Below are 25,462 nucleotides of genomic sequence, written 5' to 3' on the forward strand. Positions count from 1 at the left end.
AAACTCTGAAAATGCCATGCGAGACGGTTCTCTTGAAGATTCAGCATCTGCTGTAAAGCCTCCGTCCCGATGGGGCGGCATTTTGGTTAGCCTTTTGCTAGGCGGAATGATTGGGGCGGGAGCGCTCTATGTGACCAAGGTGGATCCCTCTCTGCTCGCAAAAGCAGCATCACCTGCGTCTGTCCCTGCGCAGCCGGCGGCGGGGCTCCCTGCGGGGGAGGAAGTGGAGGTGCCGGTCAAAGACAATGGACTGCCGCACACGGCCTTTGAAAAGGGTGCTCTGCCACCAGATGAACCTGTTGAATCGATTAAAATCACGCTGGGCGTGGGTACGGATGGCGCGGCTTTGAGCGAACCCGTGGACGTACACCTAGGTCTAGGGTTTCCTCTGCGGCTCTATCCGCTCGGGGGCGTGAGGCGCGAGCCATCCTTCGCAGCATTTCCGCACAAGTCATCTCTGGATGACACGACCGGCGCAATCCAGCCCGGGCAGATGGCAACGTTTGAGTTCTCCGCCACAGGCGCTGAGACGGGACTGGATGCACTGCGCACCTCGCAACAATTGCTGGCTGATGTGAAATGCGGCGACCTGCAGCGGATCGGATTCGCGTCGCAAGGACGCACCAACTGGGTGCTCGCGGGTTATCGCATCGAAGTGAACGGCAGGCTGTTTGCCGCCAACGGCAAGGTGGATGCACGGGCGCAGGAGCGTCTGGCCTCAAGCCGGGAAAGCCTCATGAAAATTCTTCCGGAGTATGAGGCAAAGACGAATGCAGCGGCGCTCACGCAGGATCAGAAGGCGGAATTAAAAACCGAGTACGCGCTGGTGCGTGCGCTGAGCGGGCGAGTGGTCGGGGCGTTTCCCTGGTATGAAGAAACGGATGAAGCCTTCAAGCCAGCGCCACCTGCAGGAACAAAGGTGGAGAATCTCCGCATAACCCTCACGGGGGGTAAAGGGCCGCAGCAGGGCTCGCGCAATCCTGTTTATCTGGTGGCAGGGGGGCGAAAGTTTCTGCTCTCTTCTGAAGCCGATCCCCTGCGTGATGTGAATGACCCGCAGCTATTTGATCTCGCCGCGTTCGAGCTGGCCACGAATCCGCTGACGAAAGAACTACTGGCCGCTCCGGGCGTTGGCATCATTGGCAGTGGCCGCCCAATGAACAAGATTCCCGACCGGGCTCAGCTCCAGAGCGTGGTTATCGAGGCGGACGGGCAGGAGGTTTACAACAGTGACAAGCAGCCGAATGATCAGAAGACACTGGCCGAACTCTGGCTGACGCCTCCGGCCTATTTTGATGAATCGGGGGATGTGGTGCGGAGCACTCCGAGCGGCGCTGAAGTGCCCGTGTGGAAATCTGGCATGACGCTTGCAGGGCCGGCCGCTGTGGTGCCCCCAGAGCCTCCTCCTCCGCCGCCGCTGGTGAATGTCCCGCCCATTCCTCCTCTGCCACCGCCACCGCTGCTGCCACCCGTGCGCACGATTTTGCCCGGCGGTCTGCCGCCACCGGGCGGGGGCCTCTTTCCGCTGCTGAACGCACTGGCGCAGCTGCTTCTGCCTCTGCCGCCGCCTGCTGCCCCGTTGATCAGCGGCGTGCGCATCGCGCCTGGAACACCCATTGTGTGTGATGGGGATGTGGTGACGGTGAACTGGACCGTGGGTGGAAGTGCTTCCAACATCGCCACCTGGCGGGTCGATTTGTTTGCCGTGCTTCCGCACAAACCCGTGCCCGTGCTGATCACTCCCATGGCGACGAAGTTCGGCGGTTTTCCCGGCTCCACGAGCATGGTCATGCCGCCGATCAACCGTGCCGCGATTGCGGGTCTGCTGACGCCGGGTTCCGCCGAGGCGCTGTATCTTTATGTGCAGCCGCGAGTCACGGCGATAGGTCCGTTGGGCAATGTAATCACGGCAGCCAATGGTTCCATGCTGCCATTGTTTCCAGCCGGCACGGCACCGGCAAACGTGGGCTTGAAGCGTGGCGGCATTCTTCCGCCGTTCGGCATCGGCCAGGCTCCTGCGCCGAGTTTTCAGGTCACACCTGCGGTGACGCCGCCGTTTTTGAAGTGGCAGGGCATGGCTCTGGCCGATCCTCTGGCGATCCGCAATGCCTGGAGCTTGAATGCCGAGCATGGCACCCATTTCGGATTGCTGTTTGCCAGTCATGAAACCATTCCTCCACCGGTTGCTCTTCCTGCCTGGAGCACCGCATTGCGTCCCACTGGCAATGGCGCGGAGTTGATCACCGTCCGGTTTGAGGGGCTGGTGCCACTGCCGGCGGGTGCCAATGGACTGCGTGCGGTGGCGCATGTTGCTTTTGTGGGCGGTTCTTCGCCTGTCACCACCGCGCAGGTGCTGGCGCGTGCGGAGCTTAGCAGCGGTCCCATCCGGCGCAATGCTGCGGGCAATGTGGTGCCGCTGCCATTTGGTGCGCAGCCGTTCTTCACGCTGCAGACGACCGGCTTTGTGCCCGCGGCGCCGCTGGCCAAAACGCAGCCGCTGCTGCTCATGGACATGCCGTTGCGTTTTGACCGCCTGGCGGCCAACAACTTCGCCGGCTACCCGCTCGATCCGGTAAACGGGGCGAGTTATTCCTTTGCAGCGCCGCCGTTCAATCTGGCCGCCTACACCGCGCAGTCGGGTACGGGCACCATGTATGTCACGCTTACTTACATGATTGCGCTGAACACGACGGATGCGACGGACGCCGTGGGAATGCTTGGAGTCCGTCTCGTTCCCGACAACACGCCATGAAAACGCTCCTGCCTCTTTTCATTCTTCTGGCTGCGCCGCTCCTGCATGCGGCGGACGGCGCTGTACACGGCCGTGTTTACGGCCAGGACGAGAAAGGTGAAAATCTCGGCCCCGTGGCCAATGCCCGGATCGAGCTGAAAGGCGAGACAGGCGGCTCCATGGCATCGGTGACAACGAATGAAAATGGCTACTACCAGATCGCCACGCTTGCAGTGGGGGCCTATCGTTACAAGGTCGTGGCGGCTGGTTATCGTAGTGAAGATGAGAAGCGTGGCTTTGTCATGCCGCAGGACACGCGTGAGTTTGTCCATGACTTTCTCCTCTCGCGAGAGCCAAAGCCCGGCAGCAGCCCGGCGCAGTCAAACATTGTGCAGCCCGCCGTGCATGGCCGTGTTTATGGCCAGACGGAGAAAGGCGAAAATCTAGGACCTCTGCCCGGAGCCAAAGTGGAACTGCTCGCTAGCAAGGGCGGCCGAGTGGTGGCCACCGCGACGGCCAGTTCACCGGGAGGATATTATGAAATCAAAAATCTGCCCCCCGCAGATTATGCCTATCGGGTCACGGTCGCAGGCTTTGCGGCGGAAGATGCCGGACGCGGCTTCACGGTGCCCGGAGGGACGCTTGAGTATGTGCATGATTTCATTCTCTCCAAGGTGCCACCCAAGCGGGAGAAATGTGATCTGGCCGTGCTCGTGGTAAAGCGCATCAGCAGCGGCAAAGACCGGGCGAATGATGCGCGCCTGCCTGTGACAGGCGCAAGACTTCTGCTTCAGCCTGCAGGAAATCTGCCCACGCCGATCAACCAGCCTTTCACGACAGATGCCAGGGGCGAATTCACCGTGAAGGACCTCGCTGAAGGCGGTTACGCGGTTGCAATCGATGCTCCTGAATGCGAGCCGTTCACAGGGAACCTCACCGTAAAATGTGACAAGGATGGAGACGTCGTGTTTGAACTCCAGCCATGCAATGAGCTGCTCCATGGGTATGTCCGTGTTATTTTGAACGATGGCTGGGGTGCCTCCCCACAGGCAAAAGCAGCGGCGGATCGCGGCTACCAGAGAGCGCTGAAAGCGGGGCCCAATGACTGCTGCGTGAACTACGCGCAAGCGCTCGCGCAGCTCAGTGCGGGCGATTACAGTGGTGCTCAGCAGAACCTCGCCGCGGCGATTGGCAAGAAGAGTGACCACGCCACGTGGGATCGCGCGTGTGAGGTCCGGTTGTGGATGAATCTCTGCATGCACCAGCCGGCTCAGGCCGTGCGTGAGATCCGATCACTGGCGCAGAATCATGATCCGAAGCGCCCTTCCACCCCGGCTGCAAAAGACGCTGCTTACCTCTGCGGCGTGGGTCTCGGCATGTTCAAAGGCCCGTGGCAGGATCAGGTGCGTGCAGGAGACGTCTCGCTTATGGAATCCGAACTGCTGAATGCGTTCAAAGGAGAGTTGCAGGCCGAAGTATTGAAAGCGCGCGACTTTGTCGCCGATGAGTATGGCAAACTCAAAACGGCTCAGGATGCCGCACGCAGCAGTCTGCTGGCCGGCATCACGGAAAAGCGCAATGCAGAGCTTGCACGCATCGCGGAACGCCAGACCCTTTTGAGCAAGGAGGTGGCGGTGCTTGATCCAGATATTCAGGCTCTGCAGGCCACCGTGGCCCAGTATGATCAGCAGTATCGCATCCAGGTGGCCGGGTTCACTCAGCAGCAGCAGGCAAACGCGGTGCAGCTTCAGGCGCTGAATGCACGGATGCAGCAGGTCTCCGCGTGCATGGCGCAGGATCAGGTGAGAATGCAGGGGGCGGCGCAGCAGATGCCGCAGTCTCCCACCACCATGCAGCCGGGCATGCGTCCCGGCATGATGCAGCCCGGTGCCAATACGCAGGTCATCATGGCGGAGATCCAGCAGCACCAGCAGGAGATCCAGCAGATCCGTCAGCAAATGCAGGTTATTCAAAACCAGAATGCGCAGATGGGCGCCAACGTCCTCAATTTGCAGAACCAGTTCAAACGCGACGCGGGGGCTGCCCAGACGGACCTCGACACCAAGGTGCGGCGCAGGGAGGTGCTTGCCAGGGAGTTTGAAACGCTGGACCGCCAGCGCACGGCCCCCTTTGATCCTGCAGCCTACAGCACGCCTGAATTGGATGGGTTGGTTCGTCGGGGACGCTCGCTAAAAACGTACCGCGACCTGCCTCTGGAGGTGCGCCGGGAGGAGGTTCTTGCGCTGTTCAACTGCGGAGCAGCGAAAGAGCCCGCGCGCCCGGCGAACACGGCGCGGGCTGTTGAGATCAAAGAGCCTGATTTCGTCAGTGCCCGTCCCCCGGCAGCGAACGCACCAACAGCTTCGGGCACACCCCTCACTGTACTTCCCGCCATGCCTGCGCAGTCGGCACCAGCGACTGCGCCTGATAGCACCGGCATGCCGCCGCTCAAGCCGCTTCCGCCTTCCGCTACTGCCGTGAAGCCTCCCCCTAACACTGGCGATCCTGCCGAAGTCGTCATCACCAACAATCACACAGGTGCGGTGCGCGTCTTTGGCCTTTCACCTGGAGCGGACAACGAAATCTTCCTGCGTTTGCTGAATGCCGGCGACGAAACGATGATCCCTGTCCGCGTCGGGCAGACATTGATCATGCGTCCGTCCGCCGGAGGCCCCGAGCTGCAACGCCACAAGGTGGGCAAGAAGCTGGAAGTTTTAAAGGTGACTGCGCCGCAGTAAGGCGCCAGATGGAGCTGCGAACCGCCTTGCGGCGTTACGCATGCCGCCCTTTGAATGTCAGTTCAGCGATTCCGCTCTTGTCCAGCCCTCCGAGGCCCAGGCTGACCATTCGGTCATACTGCGCCTTGGTGGCGTCATTCAGCGGCAGGCTCAGGCCCACGGTTTTCGCCACATCGGCGGCGATTCCACTGTCCTTGGCGGCGTGTTCGGCGGAGAACCAGCAGTCGTGCTCGCGGGCCACCATGTCGGCGCTGTCGGTTTCCAGCACCCGCGAGTTGGCGCCGGTCTGGCTGAAGACTTCGCGGATCATGTTTAAATCATGACCAAGAGCAGAGGCAAGGCCCAGGCCTTCGGCGAGGCCGGCGGTGTTGATGTTCATGACCATGTTCACCAGAGCCTTCACTTCCGCTGCGCGGCCCGGACCGCCGATGAAACGGCGGTTCACGCTCATCTGCTCGATCATGGGCTGCACCTGCTGGTAAATGGCTTCATCTCCGGCCAGCATGAGGTATAGTTTTCCTTCACGTGCGTGGCTGATGGAGGAGGCCATGCAGGCCTCCAGGCTGTGCGCGCCGGCTTTTTCAGCTGCGGCATAGACTTCGCGATGAATCGCGGGAGAAAGCGTGGCGCAGTTGATGAAAATTTTGCCCTTCGCGTTGGTGAGGAGGCTGTCTCCGCTGCTCAGGAAGATGCTGCGCATGGCGGCGTCGTTTGTGACGACGGTGAAGATGACATCCGCGGAAGCGGTGACGTCTGCCAGGCTGGTGCAGGCTTTGCAGCCGAGTTCCGCAGCCAGATCCGCGGCGGCCTGGGTGCTCACATCGAGCACGGCAGTGACTTTGTAGCCACACTCTTTGAGACGGCGGGCCATGTTGGCCCCCATTTTTCCGACTCCGACGAAAGCAACGGTTTGAGACATGATGGTTGGTTGGGTTATTTAAATTCGGGATAAAAGGGATTGTGCTCTTTTTCCTCCCCGACAGTGGTCATAGGGCCATGGCCGGGGCAGATGACGGTGTTGTCCGGGAGGGTGAAGATCTCCTTGCGGTTGGTGGCCAGGGCATCGGCATAGGAAACCATTCCGCCCCCCATGCTGGAGGCAAACAGCGCATCTCCCACGATCGCCAGGGGCCGCTTCAGGCCGCTCACAACGTAGGTGATGCCTCCCTTGGAATGGCCCCAGGTGCTGCGGGGTTCGATCCGCAATCCGCCCGACTCCCACGAGTCCGTTTCGCCGAGCGTAAAAGTTTTGGCTCCGGCACAGGGCTCTTTGTCATGCACGAAGACGGTGACAGCTCCGTCGGCGGAGAGTTTGGCCAGGTCCGCGATGTGATCGCCGTGCGTGTGAGTGAGGAAAATGAGGCTGAGGTTCAGTCCCTTGGACTGAATGAACTCGATCATGGGGGTGGCATCGGCACCAGTGTCAAACGCCACGGCGTTTTTGGTATCTGCGTCCCAGACGAGGTACGAGTTCACCGTCATGTCGTGATAGGAGGAGTTGAACTGCTCCAGACACGGCAGGCTCACGGAAAGGGGGCGCCACTCAGTGTGGGCCATCGTCACCAGCGCCAGACCGTCGAGCTGCAAATGGGGGGCGATTTTCCGCAGCACCTTGTCATTCACCTTGCCCGCCTTGGCGTCGGCGATGTCCTCCTCGCTGACTCCGGATTTGGCGGCCAGATCGGCATCGCTGATGCTCAGGCCGCGCATGGATTTGGCGATCACATCATTGAACAGGTCTTCGAGTGGGAGGGACATGGGGTGCGATTCAAGGCGTTTTGACCGTCGAAGGCAAGGGCTATGTGTAGTCGGGCTGCTACAAACCAAAACGCGCACACTCGACGGGGAATCCTTGCCTCCGTGAGAGTCACACGTAACATCGGCGCGCCATGACCGATCTCGACATTCGTGAAATCCACTTTCTCCGCGGCCCCAACATCTGGTCAAACGACCCCGTGCTCGAAGCCTGGGTGGATCTGGGAAGCCTGAAAGACACCTCCTCAGACATCGTGCCCGGATTTGCCGATCAGCTCAAGGCCTGGTTCCCCGGCATGATCGAGCACCGCTGCAGCATTGGCGAGCGTGGTGGCTTTTTCCAGCGGCTCGACACCGGCACCTGGCCTGGGCACATCCTCGAGCATGTGACGTTGGAGTTGCAGACACTGGCTGGAAACACCGTTGGCTTTGGCAAGGCGCGGGAAACCTGTGTGGAAGGATTGTACAAGGTGGTCATCGAATATTTGGATGAAAACGTGGCCGAAGCCTGCATGCGTGAGGCGCGGGAAATCCTTCTGGCAGGGTATGCCGGCAAGGACTACGACATCGCAGGGGCCGTGGCGCGGATGAAACGCGTGGTGGATCGCAATGCCCTGGGGCCAAGCACGAGCGCCATCATCGCCGCAGCGGAGGATCGCGGCATCCCATGGCGGCGGCTGCGCGAAGGTCGCAGTCTGGTGCAGTTTGGCCAGGGCGTGAATCAGCGCCGTATCTGGACGGCGGAAACGGACCGTACGGGCGCCATTGCCGAGCACATTGTGCAGGACAAAGATCTGACGCGCACTCTGCTGCGCAAGGCGGGCGTGCCCGTGCCCGAGGGGCGCGTCGTGGCCAATCCGGCGGACGCCTGGGAAGCTGCGGAGGACATCGGCACTCCCGTGGTGGTGAAACCGCAGGATGCCAACCACGGTCGCGGCGTCTTCATCAACCTCACCACCCGTGAGCAGGTGGACAGCGCCTTCCAGACTGCTGCCACGGAAGGGGAAGGGGTCATGGTGGAGCGTTTTATTCCTGGCAATGACCACCGTCTCCTGGTCGTCGGCGGTGAACTGATCGCCGCAAGCCGTGGCGACCATGCCGTCGTCACAGGGAATGGCACTGACACGATTGCCGTGCTGGTGGACACTCAGCTGAACAGCAACCCGCTGCGCGGTGTGAGCGACTTCTGCCCTTGGTCCAAGATCGACACCGAAGAGTGGGATCCGGCGATCCTCTCGGAATTGGAAAAGCAGGACTACGAGCCGAATTCCGTTCCCAATGACGGCGAGCGCGTGCTGATCTCACGCTTTGCAAACTGGTCCACCGAAGTCACCGGCCTGGTGCACCCGCGGAACCGTGAGCACGTGACCATTGCCGCGCAAGTGGCGGGCTTGGACATCTGCGGGATCGATGTGGTTTGCACGGACATCAGCAAGCCGCTGGAAGATCAGGGCGGAGCTGTCGTGGAGCTGAACGCCAGCCCTGGTCTCATCATGCACCTGCGGCCTGCCACGGGAGAAGTGAGGCCGGTGGGGGAGGCCATCATCAACATGCTGTTCCCGGAAGGGAAAAACGGCCGCATTCCCGTCATCGGCATCACCGGCACGCATGGCAAGACGATCACCACCAAGCTGGTGGCGCATTTGATGAAAGCCACGGGCAAGCTCCTTGGTGTTTGCCACAGTGAAGGACTGCAGTTTGGCGACCGCTACGCGTGCTCCAAGATGGGGGACCGGACTACGGGTGCCTGGGGTGTTTTGCTCCACCCATGGACGGAAATGGCCATTTGCGAGACAAGTGCGGAGTCGATTCTTCTGGAAGGCCTGGGCTACGACCGCTGCCAGATAGGTGTGGTGCTCAATGTGGGCACCGATCATCTGGGCCTCGGATACATCGACACCATGGAACAGATGACCAAGGTGAAGCGCTGTGTGGTGGATGTGGTGCTGCCAGAGGGCACGGCTGTGCTGAATGCGGATGATGCACTGGTGGCAGGCATGGCGGAGTCGGAGCACTGCCAGTGCAATGTCATGTTCTTTTCCCACGTCGCGGACAATCCCATCGTCAGCGCTCACCGGGAAAAAGGTGGCCGGGCAGTCTTCATCCAGGATGGTGCCATTCACCTGGCCGAAGGAGGCGAGCAGCGTCTCCTTTGTGCCCTGAGCACGGTTTCTATTCCTATCACAGGCCATTTTGTGTTTAACATTCACAATGTTCTCGCCGCCGCTGGTGCCGCATGGGCTTACGGCCTGCCAGACCCGTTGATTGCGGAGGGCCTGGCCAGCTACGCTTAAAATCAGCACCTCCAGGAAGGAAAAAAGGGCGAAGGCGCGTTCTACTGGCAGCAGAACTGCTACCTGCCTTATTTCCTATCCATGCTCAGAGCTTCCTTCAGTTCCACCTGTGCCTTCATGCTCCCTGTCTGATGATGCAGAGAGGAGTATCCATTCCATTATCCGTTGCTGATCAGAGCTCTGGCAAAGAGTCTTTAATGGCAGAGTGGCTGCGCTTGGGACTTGAATCGGAGGTGGAATGCTGCGTCGAAGGTTCTGCCCTGCGAATTCAGATCATGGAATCCAAGGCCCGGGAATGGATGCCCGACTTCGACACTCTCGGTCTGGCAGAAACGCTGAAACTGGACGTCACCCATAACGATGACGATCTTCTGCGCGAAATCTGGCTGACGCTGCTGAACAGTCCGGTGCCGCTCGAGTTTCCGTGTGCGGAGGAATTGCTGGCATCCGTGCGCATCCGGCGAAACATCGTGCGGCATGCCGAGCGCACCCGGCTGAACTTTCACACCTCGGCCATCGAACGTCCGGCCGACTGCTGGCGTTACTCGGGGGAGACGGGCTTTGTTCTTATCCCAGGCTGCTCACTGATTGATTCCCTGAAGAAAGCCTGCCAGCCGGACCGGGCAGGGCAGTGGTACTCCTTTTCCTGCTACCGCGCCACGGAGTATGTGATCCTCCTTGCCATAGCTGAGGAAGTGCAGACCAGCCATCCTCAGCTGCTGGGCATGCTGCAGGCGCAGTGGGAAAAAAAGGCCATCTCCTCCGGCCGGTTTCATGACGTATTCATGCACGAGCTTGGCAGTATGGAGGAGCCTCTCCCCATGCATTACTATGTGCCAGGAGACCGTGCCTGGTTTCGCAATCCGGATCCGCATTCCTCCGACGTCCCGGGCTTTGAGGGCTCGTGGGTGTTTTACCTCGGGGGCGGCATGTTTGCCAATTTTTGGAAATCTGACCAGCCTTTCAGCCTGCTGGCCAAATGCCTCGAAATCCATCACTGGCATGAGGGTGCCTTCCGGGATGAGGAAGGGCAGTTGCAGATGGACGAGACCAAGGTGGAGCAGCTTGTGGCGCAGACCCTGAAATCTCCCGAGGCCACTGCGGCTGTGTTTGAACGCATGCACCGTATGCGGGATGCCCAGGGCATCTATGCCGAGGGCGGCTGCATGGATGCCACGCGGGAGGCCCCGAAGTTTGTGCTGGCACCGCACACGGACCTGATCCGCGCGCTGGAGGCCTCATAGTCGGATGAATATTTTGCGGCGGTACAACCACAGCGTCACCAGCCAGAAAACCAGGAAAGTGCAGGCCCCAATAGTCACGGGTCTGAGTTCCGTTCCAAACACATCAAAAATGCGTGTGCCGAAGTGCTTCTGCAGCGTTTCGGAGAACCAGATGTCCATCGTGTGGCGCATCACATAAAAGGCCAGGGAGTTCATCCCGAGCACCACAAACGCAAACGACCAGCGCCGCCATTGCCTGATGTCGATGATCTGATAGAGAGCGGCGAGAATCAGCAGGCTCAAGCCTCCACTGAAAAAGACCCAGGCCGGAGTCCACAACCGTTTCACGATGGGGCAGACGCCGCCAAAGTGCAGAATGAAACTGAGAGCCAGGCTGGCCGCGCCGGCCACCGCCAGTGTTTTGACCGGGCTGAGGCCCTGTTTGTTTGCCTGCCGGAGCCAGGTGCCGGCGGTCAGGCCAAGAATCATGGTGCCGATGGTCGGAATGAAATTCAGTGTGGTGTAGCCGCCAAGATAACCCACGTACGGACTTTCGCGTGGAAACTGGTTGAGCAGCCAGCGGTCAAAACTCCAGCCGACATTGCGGTTATGATTCCAGTGCGCGAAAAATCCGCTGAAGTCGTGCTGCCAGCCTTCCGGAGTGTTGAAGTCCATGGGGGTGGCATGCGGAGGCATGACCGGATACAGGGCATAGAGCAGCCAATAGCCGGTCAGAATGAGGGTAAACCAGACCCAGCGCGTGCGCGGCGTGCAGTAGGCCAGCGCAAACACAGCCATGTAACCCATGCCGGTCTGGGTCAGTGTTTCATCAAACGTCCAGTGCGTGATGTCGCGGTCCACGCTGCGCAGGAAGATTCCCAGAAGTATCAGCGCCACCGAACGCCACAGCGCATGCAGCACGACGTGCCACTGGGACTGCCCCTGCTTGGTGCGCGATGACACGGAAAACACCAGGGAGGCGCCCGTCAAAAACGCAAAGGAGGGGTGGATCAGGTCGTTGAGTGATGCGCCCACCCAGGGAATATGGGAAGAGTGATGGCCTAAAAACTGCCAGATGGCGCTGTTGGGAAAGTGAACTGCCACCTCATCGAGCTCAAGCAGGCGCAGCCCCAGCAGAAACATCACGATCCCGCGGTAAACATCGATGGAGCCGATTCGCGGAGCTGTGGATGGCAGAGAAACTGGCTGCGGAGTGCTCAAGGTATCAGAGATCAGTAATAATGCTCCAGCTTACGCTTGCTCACCCGATCCAGACTTGCGGCGTTCGGAATGAGGTAGCGTGTGTTGCGCCGGTCAATGATGACCAGGCGGCCATGGCCCAGGGGCTGGATGCTTTCGTCCGTTTCCACTTCAAAGCTGGTGTCCCCGCGGTCCGTGGTGACGTGCCATTCATGACCGTCCGCCAGACGCACAATGCGGTGGATCACCTGGATGATGGGGACAAAATCCCGTCGGGCCAGGGCGCTGAGCAGCAGTTTGCGCGAAGTCTCCGCCAGTTTTTGCGGATCCTCGACGCACAAGATCTCGCGCCCGGCCTCGGACTGGATGGAAATCCAGTGGTCCTTCTCGGTCAGCGGAAACATTTTGGCCGGGTGTACATTGGCATGGCGGATGCCGTTGCTGTCCACCAGCACGAGGCGGCCGCTTTCGTCCTGTAAAAACTCAATGTTCTGCTCCAGCGGCTTGTTCATGCGTTGTTTACCTCCAGCATGGCCTGGTGCAGTCGTGCGTAAGTACCGCTGCTGCGCAGAAGTTCCTCGTGCGTTCCGATTTCCTTGATGCGGCCTTCCTCGATGACCACCAGCCGGTTCGCCTTCCGCAGTGTGCCAAGGCGGTGCGCGATCGCGATCGTCGTGCGGCCTTTGACGAGGTGATCCAGCGCCGCCTGGATTTCACGCTCCGTCTCGGTGTCAACGGCGGAGGTGGCCTCATCCAGAATCAAAATGGCGGGGTCAACGAGCAGCGCACGCGCGATGCTGATGCGCTGGCGCTCTCCGCCAGAGAGCTGCTGACCGCGTTCCCCCACGAGCGAATCGTACGCATCTGGCAGGCGCATGATGAAGTCATGCGCGCGTGCCGCGCGTGCAGCGGCCACGATCTCCGCCCGTGTCGCATCCGGCTTCCCGTACGCAATGTTTTCGGCAATGGTGCCATAAAAAAGATACGGCTCCTGCAGCACCAGGCCCAGGTTTCTGCGGTAGTCCATCACATCCACATCGCTCAGATTGTGGCCGTCCACCAGCACCGCACCTTCGCTCACTTCAAAGAAACGACAGGCCAGATTCACCAGGGTGGTCTTGCCCGCGCCGCTGGGGCCCACAAAACCGACCATCTCTCCCGGCGCAATTTTCAAACTGAGTCCCTTGATGATCTCACGCGAGCCATGGCGGAATTTTACGTCCCGGAACTCGATCTCCCCTTGCAGACGGCCCACCTTGATCGGGTTTTTTTGCGCCGGAACGTCTGGTTTCACATCCAGCACGTCAAAAATGCGGTGCGCGCTGGCTGCCGCGCGCTGCATCGAGGCAGTGAAGCGGCTCATGGAGTCCATGCGCTCGTAAAAGCTGCTGATGTAAAGCACAAAGCCGGTCAGCACCCCCACCGTGATGCTGTCATGCGCCACGCTCCAGGCACCCACGGCCCAGACAATCAGCAGGCCGATGTCCGTGAGCAGCTTGATCATCGGGGTGAAGAATGACCAGGTCTTGTTCACGCGGTCATTGGTGTCGAAGATGTGCTTGTCCGCTGCGCGGAAGCGCTCGATCTCCCGCTGTTCCTGTGCGAAGGCCTTGACCACGCGCACCCCGGGTATCGTGTCTGCCAGCACGCTGGTGAGCTGGCTGCCCGCACGGCTTGCGGCTGCAAACCCGCCGCGCAGGTAGTCGCGCACGCGCTGCACCAGCCACGCCACGACCGGCACCGGCCCCAGAGCGGCCACGGCCAGCATGGGGTTGATGCTGAACAAAATGACCGCCGTGAAGATGAACTGCAGAACATCGCAGAAGAAGTCGATGAAGTTCACCGAGATGAAGAGCGAGAGGTGCTCCGTGTCCGAACTGATGCGGGAGATGAGGTCACCAGTGCGCTTGCGGTTGAAATAAGTCAGCGAAAGCGTCTGCAAATGCTCAAAGGTCTCCCGCCGCATGCGGCTGGTCACCAGTTCGGCGATCCGTGCCACCACGAAAGTCTTCCCCCAGTTCAGCGCCCAGGTCAGCAAGGCTGCCAGCGCCAGTGCGCCGATGAATTCATACACCTTGTGCACATGCACCCGCTCCGTCTGGCTCTGGAGCGGGATGAGCACGTCATCCACCAGAGACATCGTCAGCCACGGGGCGATCATCTGCGCACCTGTGCTGGCCATGGTGAGGCCCAGACCGAGAAGGAGCAGCCGGTACCACGGCCTCGAAAAGACCAGAATGCGGAACAGCGGCTTGCCCGGCTTGATGTTTTCCTCGGAATTCTCCGCGCTGAAGATCTCCTCCTCGTCCTCCTCCAGCTCAGGATCTCCGACATCTCCCATGTCATCGACACCGCTCAGCAGCCGGCACTGCTCACGGTAACGGGCCAGAAAGGCCTCCGCTTCCCTCAGACGTCCGGATGTCACCCGCCACTGGCAGATCACAGTCCCGTTTCCCATCAGCTGGAGGGAGATGGTGGCCCCAACTTCCTCCAGTTTGAACTCCTGCAGGTCCGAGAGCTTCCAGGTCTGCACGGCGGGATGTGCTGAACCACGATCCTCAAAACTGAGCAGGCGCGTGTTGGTCAGCACGATCAGCCCATGGCGGAAATGCAGGGCCGAATCCAGATCTGTCATCAGGCGGGCGACCGTACGTTCACCCGAGGCCAGCTTGGATTCAGCGTGCTGAAGCAGGCGGTCGGGAGGGGCTTGGATGGGTGGACGCGGCAAAGTGGGGAGGTCGGGACGTGTAACCCGCTGAAACTCCAATGTTCCCGAAGGTTGTCAAACTTGTGCAAATATTTACCCAAGACAGGGCGCAAGAAGCACCTGGGCATCTCGTTTCCCGCCGATGTTTCCCTTGACCTCTCGCCGGTCTGGGGACTATTCCGCGCTTTCTCTACTCCTGCGTGCCCTCATCAGCTCCATCCTGCGAACTCCGCTCCACCATTGTTCGTAAAATTCTTGCTTTGCGCGGTCCGAATCTTTGGGCGCGTGAAACAGTTCTCGAATGCAAGGTGGAGTTTCCTGAACTGACCGATTACGTCGCCAACTGGCGTTCCTGGCTCCTCTCCTGGCTTCCCGCGTTGGAGCCTCAGCTCAGCGAGACCAGCGTCACTCCTCAGCCTGAGTCCCTGGCGGCATTGCTCCAATCGATCACCCTGCACCTGCAGAGCCGTTCCGATCTCCAGGTCAGCTTTGGCAAGGTCATGCCCACGTCGGAGCCGCTGACACTCCGCATCATCACCCAGTTCGACGAAGAAATCGTCGCCCGCGCCGCCTTCGAGCTCGCCCGGCGCCTGATCGATGCCGCCCTTTTTGGCCAGACCATGGACGTAAACGCGGCCATCACCGAACTCAGCGAGCTGGCCCAGGACGTCTGTCTCGGCCCCAGCACTCGCGCCATGGTGGATGCCGCACGCCTGCGCGGCATTCCCGTCCTGCGCCTCAATGAGGGCAGTCTCGTTCAGCTCGGCTGGGGGTCGAAGCAAAAAAAAATCCTTGCCGCAGCCACCAGCCAGACCAGCGCCATCGCGGAGGACATCGTGCAGGACAAGGACTTCACCCGCCGCATGCTCAATAAGATCGGTCTGCCAGTGCCGCAGGGCCGCCCGGTCAAAGATGCTGACGATGCCTGGGCCGCTGCCAATGAGATCGGCCTGCCCGTCGTCGTCAAGCCGCTGGACGGCAATCAAGGACGCGGTGTCGCCTTGAACCTGTACACCAGGGAACAGGTCGCCATTGCCTACGCGGCAGCCCGTGAAGAGAGCCGCTCGGTCATTGTGGAACAGTTTGCGGAAGGGGAGGACTACCGCGTCCTCGTCATCGGCCGTGAACTCATCGCTGCCTCGCGCCGCTACCCCGCGCACGTGATCGGCGATGGTGAGCATACCATTCAGGAGCTGATCGCTGAAAAAAATCGCGATCCCCGCCGTGCTGCAGATCATGCCGCAGCGCTGAGCCGCATCCGCATTGATGCCGTGGCCATGGCGGTGCTCGCCGAGCAGGGCGTCACGCCGGAATCCATTCCCGAAAAGGACCGCATGGTCCTGATCCGCCGCAACGCCAACCTCAGCACGGGCGGCACCGCCGTGGACTGCACTGCGGAGGTGCATCCCACCATCTGCGCCGCTGCGGTGGAAGCCGCCCAAATGGTCGGTCTCGACATCTGCGGCCTGGACATGATCGCGCCGGACATCACCAAGCCGTTGAGTCCGCGTAATGGCGTCATTATTGAGCTCAATGCGCGCCCCGGTCTGCGCATGCACCTCTATCCCTCTGAAGGTGAACCGCGCCCTGTCGGCAAAGCGGTCATCGACACCATGTTTGCACCGGAATGCCGTGGCCGCATCCCCATCGTCGCCGTGACCGGGGTGAACGGCAAGACCACCACCACCCGCTTCATTGCCCATCTGCTCGCCCAAAACAAATGGCGGGTCGGAATGACGAGCACGGACGGCGTCTTTGTCGGCTCGCGCATGATCGACAGCGGGGACTGCAGCGGCCCGAAGAGCGCCCGCAGCATCCTTTCTTATCCGTTGTGCGATGCCGCCGTGCTGGAAACCGCACGCGGTGGTATTTTGCGTGAAGGGCTCGCCTTTGATCACTGCGATGTCGCCGTGGTTACCAACATTGGCTGCGGGGATCACCTTGGGATCAATGAAATCCACACCGTGGAGCAGCTGGCAGAAGTAAAGCAATGCATCGTCGCCGCCGTTTCCGCAGAAGGCAGCGCCGTCCTGAATGCCGCCGACCCGCTGGTCGTGAAAATGTCGGAAACCTACCCGCGCAAGACGATCTTCTTCGCCCAGGATGGTGAGAATGCCGTCATCGTTCTGCACCGCATCAAAGGCGAGCGCGCCATCTTTGTACGCAACGGGAACATCATCCGCGCCACCGGTCCGAATGAGGAGGTCTTCATGCCGCTGAGCGAGGTCCCTCTCACTCATGGTGGCCGCATCGGCTTCCAGGTCGAAAACACCCTCGCCGCCGTGGCAGCAGCCTGGGCCCTGGGCATCGATGACGAACTCATCCGCCAGGGCGCGCGCACCTTTGTGCCCAGCCTCGATCAAAACGCGGGCCGCTTTAATGTGCTGGACCTGAAGGGCATCACCGTCATCGTCGATTACGGTCATAATGTCGACGCCCTGCGTGCGCTGCTTGATGGCCTGCGCCAGTTTGAAAATGCGCGCCGTATTGTCGTTTACAGCTCTGCCGGCGACCGCCGTGACAGCGACATCATCGAGCAGGGCCGCATGCTCGGCACCGAATTTGATGAAGCCTGGCTGTATGAAGGCGACTACGTGCGTGGTCGTGAGTCCGGCGAGATCATGAAGCTCCTCGCCGCCGGCCTGGAGAATGCAGCACGCACGAAGCGCGTGGAATCCATCCTCGGTCACCTGAAGTCGCTCGACCTCGCGCTCGCCTCTGCGCAACCCGGAGACCTGCTCATGATTCAGGCCGATACGGCAGACGAAACCGTGCAGTATCTAAAGGAAAAGTACGGAGCGCAGTGAGAACCCGCAGTTTCGGCCTGACGAAACGCTTGCCAGAGCATGCCGGATTCGGCTACTAGGAGGCTGCTCACGCCATGACCACCACCACCGCCACACTCCTCAGCATCGCCTGCGGCTACCTCTGCGGCTCAGTGCCGTTTGGTTATCTTGCCGGACGTTTGAAAGGTCTCGATATCCGCCAGCACGGCAGCGGCAACATTGGCGCCACGAATGCCATCCGCGTGCTGGGGAAGGGGATTGGCATTCCTGTCTTCATTCTCGACATGCTCAAAGGCTGGCTGCCTGTGTTTCTGGCAGGAATCTGGATCGGACAGACCGGAGCCGCGCCTGAGATGGTTTCCATCGGCAAGGTGCTGACCGGCCTGGCCGCTGTGCTTGGCCACATGTTTACCTTCTGGCTCGGCTTCAAAGGCGGCAAAGGCATCGCCACCACCTGCGGTGTGCTGCTGGGCATCTCATTGGCCGGTATGATTGGCGGCTGGATCGGCTTCCTGACCTTCCTCTTCGCATTTCGCTATGTCTCCCTTGGTTCCATAGCCGCGGCATTCGGCGTGCCTGCGGGAATGGCCATTCAGATGTACCGTGAAGGCCGCTGGGACTTCGTGCTTCTTGGCTTCGGCATCGTGGTGATGATCCTCGCCATCGCCCGTCATAGCTCGAACATCAAACGGCTGCTCGCAGGCACCGAGAGCAAGGCCTTCACCAAAAAGAAGCCGCAGCCATGATCCAGTCCGCCACAGTCTTCGGTGCCGGCAGTTGGGGCACCGCATTGGCCGCTTTGCTGGCCTGGCGCGGGCTGAACGTACAGTTCTGGGGCCGCGATGCCGAACTGATGGCGCAGATCCGCGACACCCGCCGCAACGCGCGCTATCTCCCTGACCTGGAACTGCCCTCGCAGATCACAGTAACCTCCGACCTGAATGCCTTGCAGCCCGCAGACATGCTCGTGTTTGTGATCCCCTCCAAGGCCATGCGCGCCACCGCGGAACTCGTCGCTCAGAGTGGCGCGGCTTCCAAGGCCCGCGTGCTCGTCTCCTGCTCCAAGGGTATCGAGCTCGAAACCGGCCGCCGTATGAGCGAGATCATCGGCGAATCCATTCCCGGCATTCCTCTCGCGGTGCTGACCGGCCCCAATCACGCCGAGGAAGTCGCACGGAAACTGGCCACCGCCGCCGTCGTGGCTTGCACGGATGATGAAATCGCCAAGGCCGTGCAGTCCTGCTTCACGCTGCCGTTTTTCCGCACTTATACCACGGACGACATCATCGGCGCCGAGTGGGCGGGCGCGATGAAGAACCCCTATGCCATCGCCTCCGGCATCACGCATGGCCTGAAGCTCGGAGACAACACCTTGGCGGCTCTCGTCACCCGGGCACTTGCCGAGATGGTGCGCCTTGGCGTGGCCGAAGGCGGCAAGGTGGAGACATTTTATGGACTGAGCGGCGTGGGAGATCTCATGGGCACCTGCTACTCGGAGCACAGCCGCAATCATCGCGTCGGTGTCATGCTCGGCCAGGGCCGTCCGCTGGATGAAATCATCGCCAGCACCCGCATGGTCGCCGAAGGCGTGCTGAACACCGCCAGTCTCCACCGCGCCGCCCACGCCCGCGGCGTGCGAATGCCGCTGATCGACGAGATCAACGCCGTCCTGCACCAGGGCAAATCCCCCAAAGAAGGCATGAAGGCTCTCCTTTCACGCGACCCCCGGCCCGAGGCCGATTAAACTACCTCATGTCTGACTCCAACGGTTACGAACTCCTCGACAGCGGCTCCTTTCAAAAGCTGGAACGCTTTGGCAGCGTCGTGCTCTCACGCCCGTGTGCACAGGCCGTCTGGCAGCAGACCCTGGCCAAGGCCGACTGGCAGAAAGTGACCGCCACCTTCTTCCGCGATGGCGGCAACCAATGGCGCGGCCGCGACAAGCTGCCCGAGACATGGGCTATCGAAGTCGATGGCACCAAGTTTCAGCTCAGCTCCACCGATTTCGGCCACCTCGGCATCTTCCCCGAGCAGCGCGATCAATGGCGTCGCATCCGCGAAGTCTGCACCGAATACGCCAAAAAACACAACCGCCCAGCGCGCGTGCTGAATCTCTTCGCCTACTCCGGCGGCAGTACGCTGGCCGCAGCGCACGCCGGCGCGGAAGTCTGCCATGTGGATGCCTCCAAGGGCATGGTCGATTGGGCGCGCAAAAACGCAGCGCTCAACGGCCTCGAAGAAAAGCCCGTGCGCTGGATCGTGGATGACGTCACCAAATTCCTCGAGCGTGAACTCCGCCGTGATCGTCAATACGACCTGCTCATCCTCGATCCCCCAAGCTATGGCCGCGGCGCCAAGGGCGAAGTCTTCAAGATCGAAAACGACCTGCCCCCGCTCCTCTCATTGCTCGGCAAGCTCATGTCCGACCAGCCCCTCGGTGTGCTGCTCTCCTGCCACACCCCGGAGCTGACGCCCATCTCCCTGCACCACCTCCTCCTCCAGCAGTTCGGCCGCAAGGGCGGCAAAGTGGAGCACGGCGAGATGCAGCTTCGCGGCACCGCCAGTGTCCTACCCGTCCCCAGTGGCAGCTTCGCCTGGTGGCTGGCATGATGTCATTCGACATTTGCACCCATGCTCCCGTTTCTCCTCCGCCGCGCTCTCAGCAGCGTGATCGTGATCTTTTGCGTGATCTCGATCACCTTCGTGCTCGCGCGGATCACACCAGGGGGACCGTTTGACCGGGAGAAGGAGCCGCCTCCACACGTCAAAGAAGCACTGGAGAAAAAGTACAAACTGGGCGGCACCCTGCCTCAGCAGTACCTCTCCTATCTCTCCTCCCTGGCTCATTTCGATCTCGGCTTGTCCACCAAGTATCGCGACTGGACTGTGGCGGAGCTGTTGCGGCAAAAGCTGCCGAACTCCTTCGTCCTCGGATCTCTTGCTTTTGTCATCGCGAGTTTCGCGGGCGTCTTTCTGGGGACTCTCGCAGCGATGAAGAAGGGCACTTGGATCGACCACTCGGCCATGGTTGGCGCGCTGCTGTCCATCTCGATTCCTTCCTTCATCAGCGGGCCTTTTTTGATCGCCGCTTTTGCCCTCTGGCTCGGCTGGTTGCCGGTGGGTGGCTGGGGCACCGTGCCGCAGATGGTGCTGCCAGCGCTCTGCCTCGCGGCACCCTATGTCGCTTACGTCGCGCGTTTGATGCGCAACAGCCTGCTGGATGTTTTGAAGAGTGATTTCCTGCGCACCGCACGCGCCAAAGGTCTGTCCGAAACGCAGGCCGTGGTCAGGCATGCCGCCAAAGTCGCCATTCTGCCGGTCGTGACTTTTCTCGGACCCCTCGCTGCCAATCTGCTGACGGGTTCGATGATCGTTGAAGTCGTCTTCAACATCTCCGGCGCGGGGATGATCTTTGTGAACTCGATTCAGAATCGGGACGTCTTTTTGCTCAGTGGCGCGGTCATCGTTTACTGCGTGCTGCTCGTGCTCTTCAATCTCCTTGTGGACGTGATCTACACGCTGCTGGACAAACGCATCAGTCTCTATGCCTGAAGCCGCCGCTCCAGCCTCCATCGCTCGGCCGGACGGCTGGCAGGTCTTGAAGCGCAACCGCGTGGCGCTCATCTCGCTCGGCTTCCTCGCGGCCCTGACGCTCATCACCATCGTGGTGCCATTGCTCCTGCCCGAGGCTCTGAAGCTCACCAGCAGCGAATCGTTTGTGCCGCCCTCCAAAGCACACCTTCTGGGAACCGATGTAAACGGCCAGGACATGCTCTACCGCCTGCTCTCCGGCGCTCGCGTTTCCCTCGGCGTAGGCTTGGTCGGCGCGCTGATCAGCCTGGGCATCGGCACTCTCTACGGCATGATCAGCGGCTATGCAGGCGGGCGCATCGACGGCTTCATGATGCGCACGGTCGAGGTGCTGCAATCCGTGCCACGCATCCTCTTCATCATGATCCTCATCGCCGCCCTCGATGAATACGTGAAGGGCTGGATCGATGGCTGGCGTCTGGCTGCGGAGCAGAGCGACCGGCTGGAGTTTGCCAAGGTCATGAACGAGCTGAAAGCCTACACCAAGGTGCTGGTGATGATCATCTCGCTCGGTCTCGTCGAATGGCTCACCATGGCGCGCATCGTGCGCGGTCAGGTGCTGGTGCTGCGGGAGATGACTTTCGTCACTGCTTCACGCGCCATGGGGCAGAGTTCCTGGCAGGTGCTGCGCCGCCATCTGCTGCCAAACCTGAGCACCATCATTCTCACCTACCTCACGCTCACCATTCCCGCCGTCATCCTCGACGAATCCTTCCTCAGCTTCCTCGGCCTCGGCATCGAAGACCCCGCCTCAAGCTGGGGCTCGCTCCTCAAAGACGGCGCTCAAGTCATCAACCCGCTCGAAAGCAAATGGTGGCTCCTCGTTTTCCCAGCCCTCCTCATGTCCGTCAGTCTCCTCGCCCTAAACTTCCTCGGCGATGGCCTGCGCGATGCGTTTGATCCAAAGGGCGGGGAGTGATGAATGACGGACTGCGCTATTCTCCTTTTTCTTCGTCCTCGTCTTCCTTCTCTTCGGCCAGCGCGTCTCCCATCTGTTCCATGTAAGCCTGCATGTCTGCCTCATTGATCGCCTGCTGTGCCGCATGCTCATCGGGATCCAGCACCCAAAGTCGCTCGGAGGCCGTGATCTCGAAATCCGTTGTCTGGATCACCACACGTCCATTGAAGTCGCCGTACCACTCCAGGTAGAGAGCATTCGCCCACACCCAGGGAATCTCATGAAACCGGTCCTCCTTGATGGCTAGCATCCATTCTTCCTCGGGCACCAGCAGCTTCTTCACCCTCTGCGATGCCGTGATGTCTCCCACCGATCCCGTCTGATTCAAACGCAGCCCCTCATAATCCGGTTGCGCCACAGGATTGGGATTCACAAACGTAAGCTTCGAGCCCGCCACATCCGGCCAAGCATCCCCGCTCAAATCAAGCACCAGCGGCTCCTCCTTTCCCAGCAGCCAGATGCGCCCTGTCACACGCCCCCTCACAGTATTGTCGATCTCACCACAAACGATGCATTTGTCAGGTCGCCAGGCCATGGGGAAAAGTAAAATGGAAGATTTATGAACAGTCGTTTCAGTGCTGTGGATCAAAGGCCATCAATGCGCCTGCAGCCAGTTCAATCCGGTGCCGGCCTCGACCTCCGAGGGAACGCCTTCAAGCGGCAGGGCATTCTGCATGGCTTCGAGAATGATAGCTTTGGCCTGTTCGACCTCGCTCTCCGGCATCTCGAACAGCAGTTCGTCATGCACCTGCAGCAGCATGCGCGTTTGAAGGCCCGCTTTCGTTAGCGCGGCGTCCACGTTGACCATGGCGAGCTTGATCATGTCTGCTGCCGTGCCTTGGATGGGGGTGTTCATGGCCACGCGCTCGGCGGCGCCACGCACGGTGGCGTTGCTGCTGGTGATGTCGCGGATGAGGCGGCGGCGGCCCGTGAGAGTTTTGACGTATCCATGCTCTTTGGCCTCGACGATGATCTGCTCCATGAAGCGCTTCACGCCAGGGAACTGCTTGAAGTAGTTCTCAATGATGGTGGCTGCCTCTCCGCGTGGGATGCCGAGACGCTGGCTCAGCCCGAAGGCAGAGATGCCGTAGATGATGCCGAAGTTCACCATCTTGGCTGTCCGGCGCATCTCCGGCAGCACGCCATCGAGTTCCACGCCATAGACTCGCGCAGCGGTGGCCTGATGAATGTCCAGTCCGCTGGCGAAAGCCTCGATCATGGCTTTGTCCTTGCTGAGCGCGGCCATGACGCGAAGTTCGATCTGCGAGTAGTCAGCGCTCATCAGCACCCAGCCGTCCTGACCGGGCACGAAGGCCTTGCGAATCTCGCGCCCGAGATCGCTGCGAATCGGGATGTTTTGCAAATTCGGATTCGTCGATGCCATGCGGCCCGTCGCGGCCATGAGCTGATGAAACGTCGTATGCACCCGTCCGGTCACTTTTGAAACCGCATGCGGAAGCGCCTCGACGTACGTGCTGTTAAGCTTGGTGACTTCGCGGTAGTCCAGAATATCCTGAATGATCGGGTGCAGGCCCAGGAGCGACTGCAGCACCTGCTCATTCGTTTGATACTGCCCCGTGGCGGTCTTCTTCGGCTTGTCGAGAAGCTTGAGGCGGTCAAACAACACCTCGCCGAGCTGCTTTGGACTGTTGAGATTGAAAGGTCCGCCCGCATTTTCTTGAATGCGCTTTTGCAGTTCGGCCGCTTTCTTGTCGAGTTCGACGCCATACTCGCGCAGCGCCTGCACATCAATCTTCACCCCGTAGTTCTCCATCTTCGTGAGCACGGGAAGAAGCGGGCATTCGATTTTTTCAAACACGTACTGCTGCTCCTTCAATTCCGGCCGCATCTTCGCTGCCAGCTGCCACGTCACATCCGCGTCTTCCGCCGCGTAGTCGGTCACCTTGCGAATGTCCTGATCGGCCACATCAGCCATGGTGGACTGGCTGAAGAGATCGTTCTTTTCCGTGCCAATGAGGTTTGTGATCGGCACAGGCGTGTAGTGCAGGTACGACTCGGCAAGGTAGTCCATGCCATGGCGTTGCTCGGGATCGATGAGCGAATGCGCCAGCATGGAATCAAAAAACGGCCCCTTCACTTCGACGCCATGTGCCAGCAGCACGCTGAGATCGAACTTCAGATTGTGCCCGACTTTTTCGATGCCTTCTGTGGTCAGCACAGCATGAAATTCATCCAGCACCGCCTTCGCGGCGGCTTTCTCACGCGGGAAATGCACGAACCACCCTTCATGCGCCTGCCATGAAAGCGCGATGCCCACGATCTCCGTATCGCGCGGATCGAGTCCGGTGGTTTCAAGGTCAAAGCAGAACGACTTCAACGTGGCCAGCTGCGCCATCAGCTTCTTTCGCTCCTCCGCCGTCTGCACCAGATGATACACGTGCGGCGTGTCAGACATGGTGCTGAGCTTGGCTGGAGCCGCAGGAGCGGGGGCTGCAAAAAGATCGTCTGCACCCGCTCCCGATTCGGCCGACGAGGCGGCCACTTGTTCTGCCTTCCGGCCTCGGCCCGCCTTGAATTCGTCACCAAAAAGACGTCGGCCAAGCGCATTGAACTCGAACTCGGTGAAGAAAGCTTTCAGCGCATCATCATTGTGCGGTTTGACCACGAGATCAGTCACCTGCGGCTCATAAGGCGCATCGTGAAAAATGGTGGCGAGCTTTTTGGAGAGCAGCGCATCGTCCCGGCTGGCCTCAAGTTTCTCCTTCTGCTTGCCCTTGAGCTGCGCCGTGTTGGCGAGGAGGTTTTCCACGCTGCCAAACTGCTGAATGAGGGCGGTGGCGGTCTTTTCGCCAAAGCCTTTCACTCCAGGGATGTTGTCCACGGTGTCTCCCATGAGTGCGAGGATGTCGATGACCTGCTCAGGGCGTTCGATGCCCCACCGCTCGCAGACCTCCTTCACGCCGAGGATTTCCACATCACTGCCTTGGCGGCCTGGTTTATAAATTTTCACATGCTCCGACACGAGCTGCCCAAAGTCCTTGTCTGGCGTGACCATGAAAGTCTCGATGCCTTCCTTCTCAGCCCGCTTCGCCATGATGCCGATGATGTCATCCGCCTCGTAGCCATCGCGCACGAGGATGGGGATGTTCATCGCCTCCATCAGGCGCTTGATCTGCGGGATGGCCATGCTGATGTCCTCCGGCATCTCCTCGCGCTGGGCTTTGTAAGCAGGAAACATCTCATGCCGCGGCGTCGGCGCAGAGGTGTCCAGAGCCACCGCCAGATGCGTAGGCTGCTGGTTTTTGATGATGTCGAGCAGCGTGTTGGCAAAGCCGTAAAGCGCGGAGGTGTTCACGCCATCGCTGGTGCGGATGGGAGCTTTGATGAAAGCAAAGTGCGCGCGATAAAGCAGCGCCATGCCGTCGAGAAGGAAAAGGCGTTGGGACATTTGCCCTCAGACTAAGCAGGGCGGGGGAGGGGGAGCAATGACGAATGACAAATGCAGAATGAATATCGAG

The 25,462-nt window shown here is 60.4% G+C and carries 17 protein-coding genes; 10 read left to right on the plus strand and 7 right to left on the minus strand.

Going from position 1 to position 25,462, the window contains the following annotated elements; translation table 11 throughout:
• Positions 1–106: 106 nt before the first annotated feature.
• On the plus strand, positions 107–2,752 hold the full coding sequence (locus ACILSO_RS22430; RefSeq protein WP_395739701.1) for a hypothetical protein: 2,646 nt from the start codon (positions 107–109) through the stop codon (positions 2,750–2,752).
• A complete protein-coding gene (locus tag ACILSO_RS22435) occupies positions 2,749–5,469 on the plus strand; it encodes a carboxypeptidase regulatory-like domain-containing protein (RefSeq protein ID WP_395739702.1) in 2,721 nt (906 codons plus the stop codon). Before ACILSO_RS22430 ends, ACILSO_RS22435 begins: the two co-directional genes overlap by 4 nt.
• Positions 5,470–5,503: 34 nt before the next feature.
• On the opposite strand, the gene ACILSO_RS22440 is transcribed toward ACILSO_RS22435, so the two are convergent.
• On the minus strand, positions 5,504–6,388 hold the full coding sequence (locus tag ACILSO_RS22440; protein WP_395739703.1) for an NAD(P)-dependent oxidoreductase: 885 nt from the start codon (positions 6,386–6,388) through the stop codon (positions 5,504–5,506).
• Positions 6,389–6,402: 14 nt separating this feature from the next.
• Positions 6,403–7,227, minus strand: coding sequence for an MBL fold metallo-hydrolase (locus ACILSO_RS22445; RefSeq protein ID WP_395739704.1), 825 nt, complete (start codon positions 7,225–7,227; stop codon positions 6,403–6,405).
• Between the two features lie 131 nt (positions 7,228–7,358).
• On the opposite strand from ACILSO_RS22445, the gene cphA (ACILSO_RS22450) reads away from it, so the two are divergent.
• Together cphA (ACILSO_RS22450) and ACILSO_RS22455 are read left to right on the plus strand one after the other, a co-directional pair.
• Entirely contained in the window at positions 7,359–9,518 is a 2,160-nt protein-coding gene (gene cphA / locus ACILSO_RS22450) for a cyanophycin synthetase (RefSeq protein ID WP_395739705.1), read from the plus strand.
• A gap of 275 nt (positions 9,519–9,793) precedes the next feature.
• Complete coding sequence (locus tag ACILSO_RS22455) at positions 9,794–10,762, plus strand: hypothetical protein (RefSeq protein ID WP_395739706.1); 969 nt, start codon at positions 9,794–9,796, stop codon at positions 10,760–10,762.
• Here ACILSO_RS22455 and ACILSO_RS22460 read toward each other — a convergent pair.
• Genes ACILSO_RS22460 through ACILSO_RS22470 form a run of 3 tightly spaced genes read right to left on the minus strand, consistent with a single transcriptional unit; the run spans position 10,757 to position 14,669 of the window.
• Positions 10,757–11,962, minus strand: coding sequence for an acyltransferase family protein (locus ACILSO_RS22460; protein ID WP_395739707.1), 1,206 nt, complete (start codon positions 11,960–11,962; stop codon positions 10,757–10,759). The two genes, ACILSO_RS22455 and ACILSO_RS22460, sit on opposite strands and share 6 nt — an antisense overlap.
• Positions 11,963–11,973: 11 nt before the next feature.
• On the minus strand, positions 11,974–12,453 hold the full coding sequence (locus tag ACILSO_RS22465) for a DUF1854 domain-containing protein (protein WP_395739708.1): 480 nt from the start codon (positions 12,451–12,453) through the stop codon (positions 11,974–11,976).
• Entirely contained in the window at positions 12,450–14,669 is a 2,220-nt protein-coding gene (locus ACILSO_RS22470; protein ID WP_395739709.1) for an ABC transporter ATP-binding protein, read from the minus strand. Before ACILSO_RS22470 ends, ACILSO_RS22465 begins: the two co-directional genes overlap by 4 nt.
• Before the next feature lie 179 nt (positions 14,670–14,848).
• Here ACILSO_RS22470 and cphA (ACILSO_RS22475) point away from each other — a divergent pair, with 179 nt between their 5' ends.
• From cphA (ACILSO_RS22475) to ACILSO_RS22500, 6 genes are all read left to right on the plus strand, one after another.
• Entirely contained in the window at positions 14,849–17,455 is a 2,607-nt protein-coding gene (gene cphA / locus ACILSO_RS22475) for a cyanophycin synthetase (RefSeq protein WP_395739710.1), read from the plus strand.
• Positions 17,456–17,529: 74 nt separating this feature from the next.
• On the plus strand, positions 17,530–18,180 hold the full coding sequence (gene plsY / locus ACILSO_RS22480; RefSeq protein WP_395739711.1) for a glycerol-3-phosphate 1-O-acyltransferase PlsY: 651 nt from the start codon (positions 17,530–17,532) through the stop codon (positions 18,178–18,180).
• Positions 18,177–19,178: an NAD(P)H-dependent glycerol-3-phosphate dehydrogenase gene (locus ACILSO_RS22485; protein WP_395739712.1), complete on the plus strand. Its 1,002-nt coding sequence runs from the start codon at positions 18,177–18,179 to the stop codon at positions 19,176–19,178. The genes plsY and ACILSO_RS22485 overlap by 4 nt, the downstream gene beginning before the upstream one ends.
• An 8-nt stretch (positions 19,179–19,186) precedes the next feature.
• Positions 19,187–20,044: a class I SAM-dependent methyltransferase gene (locus ACILSO_RS22490; RefSeq protein WP_395739713.1), complete on the plus strand. Its 858-nt coding sequence runs from the start codon at positions 19,187–19,189 to the stop codon at positions 20,042–20,044.
• A gap of 21 nt (positions 20,045–20,065) precedes the next feature.
• Positions 20,066–20,986, plus strand: coding sequence for an ABC transporter permease (locus ACILSO_RS22495; protein WP_395739714.1), 921 nt, complete (start codon positions 20,066–20,068; stop codon positions 20,984–20,986).
• Positions 20,979–21,944, plus strand: coding sequence for an ABC transporter permease (locus ACILSO_RS22500; RefSeq protein WP_395739715.1), 966 nt, complete (start codon positions 20,979–20,981; stop codon positions 21,942–21,944). The genes ACILSO_RS22495 and ACILSO_RS22500 overlap by 8 nt, the downstream gene beginning before the upstream one ends.
• A gap of 16 nt (positions 21,945–21,960) precedes the next feature.
• Here ACILSO_RS22500 and ACILSO_RS22505 read toward each other — a convergent pair whose 3' ends face one another.
• Together ACILSO_RS22505 and polA are read right to left on the minus strand one after the other, a co-directional pair.
• On the minus strand, positions 21,961–22,518 hold the full coding sequence (locus ACILSO_RS22505) for a hypothetical protein (protein WP_395739716.1): 558 nt from the start codon (positions 22,516–22,518) through the stop codon (positions 21,961–21,963).
• 60 nt (positions 22,519–22,578) lie between these two features.
• Positions 22,579–25,392: a DNA polymerase I gene (gene polA / locus ACILSO_RS22510; RefSeq protein ID WP_395739717.1), complete on the minus strand. Its 2,814-nt coding sequence runs from the start codon at positions 25,390–25,392 to the stop codon at positions 22,579–22,581.
• Positions 25,393–25,462: the final 70 nt, after the last annotated feature.

This window comes from Prosthecobacter sp., from assembly GCF_044226605.1.
GTDB lineage: Bacteria > Verrucomicrobiota > Verrucomicrobiia > Verrucomicrobiales > Verrucomicrobiaceae > Prosthecobacter.

Coding starts and splice junctions, on each gene's coding strand:
- ACILSO_RS22505 (WP_395739716.1), bottom strand. CDS start 22,518: ATGGCCTGGCGACCTGACAAATGCATCGTTTGTGGTGAGATCGACAAT.
- ACILSO_RS22500 (WP_395739715.1), top strand. CDS start 20,979: ATGCCTGAAGCCGCCGCTCCAGCCTCCATCGCTCGGCCGGACGGCTGG.
- ACILSO_RS22495 (WP_395739714.1), top strand. CDS start 20,066: ATGCTCCCGTTTCTCCTCCGCCGCGCTCTCAGCAGCGTGATCGTGATC.
- ACILSO_RS22435 (WP_395739702.1), top strand. CDS start 2,749: ATGAAAACGCTCCTGCCTCTTTTCATTCTTCTGGCTGCGCCGCTCCTG.
- cphA (WP_395739705.1), top strand. CDS start 7,359: ATGACCGATCTCGACATTCGTGAAATCCACTTTCTCCGCGGCCCCAAC.
- polA (WP_395739717.1), bottom strand. CDS start 25,392: ATGTCCCAACGCCTTTTCCTTCTCGACGGCATGGCGCTGCTTTATCGC.
- ACILSO_RS22465 (WP_395739708.1), bottom strand. CDS start 12,453: ATGAACAAGCCGCTGGAGCAGAACATTGAGTTTTTACAGGACGAAAGC.
- ACILSO_RS22430 (WP_395739701.1), top strand. CDS start 107: ATGATTGGGGCGGGAGCGCTCTATGTGACCAAGGTGGATCCCTCTCTG.
- ACILSO_RS22440 (WP_395739703.1), bottom strand. CDS start 6,388: ATGTCTCAAACCGTTGCTTTCGTCGGAGTCGGAAAAATGGGGGCCAAC.
- ACILSO_RS22490 (WP_395739713.1), top strand. CDS start 19,187: ATGTCTGACTCCAACGGTTACGAACTCCTCGACAGCGGCTCCTTTCAA.
- plsY (WP_395739711.1), top strand. CDS start 17,530: ATGACCACCACCACCGCCACACTCCTCAGCATCGCCTGCGGCTACCTC.
- ACILSO_RS22485 (WP_395739712.1), top strand. CDS start 18,177: ATGATCCAGTCCGCCACAGTCTTCGGTGCCGGCAGTTGGGGCACCGCA.
- ACILSO_RS22445 (WP_395739704.1), bottom strand. CDS start 7,227: ATGTCCCTCCCACTCGAAGACCTGTTCAATGATGTGATCGCCAAATCC.
- ACILSO_RS22455 (WP_395739706.1), top strand. CDS start 9,794: ATGGAATCCAAGGCCCGGGAATGGATGCCCGACTTCGACACTCTCGGT.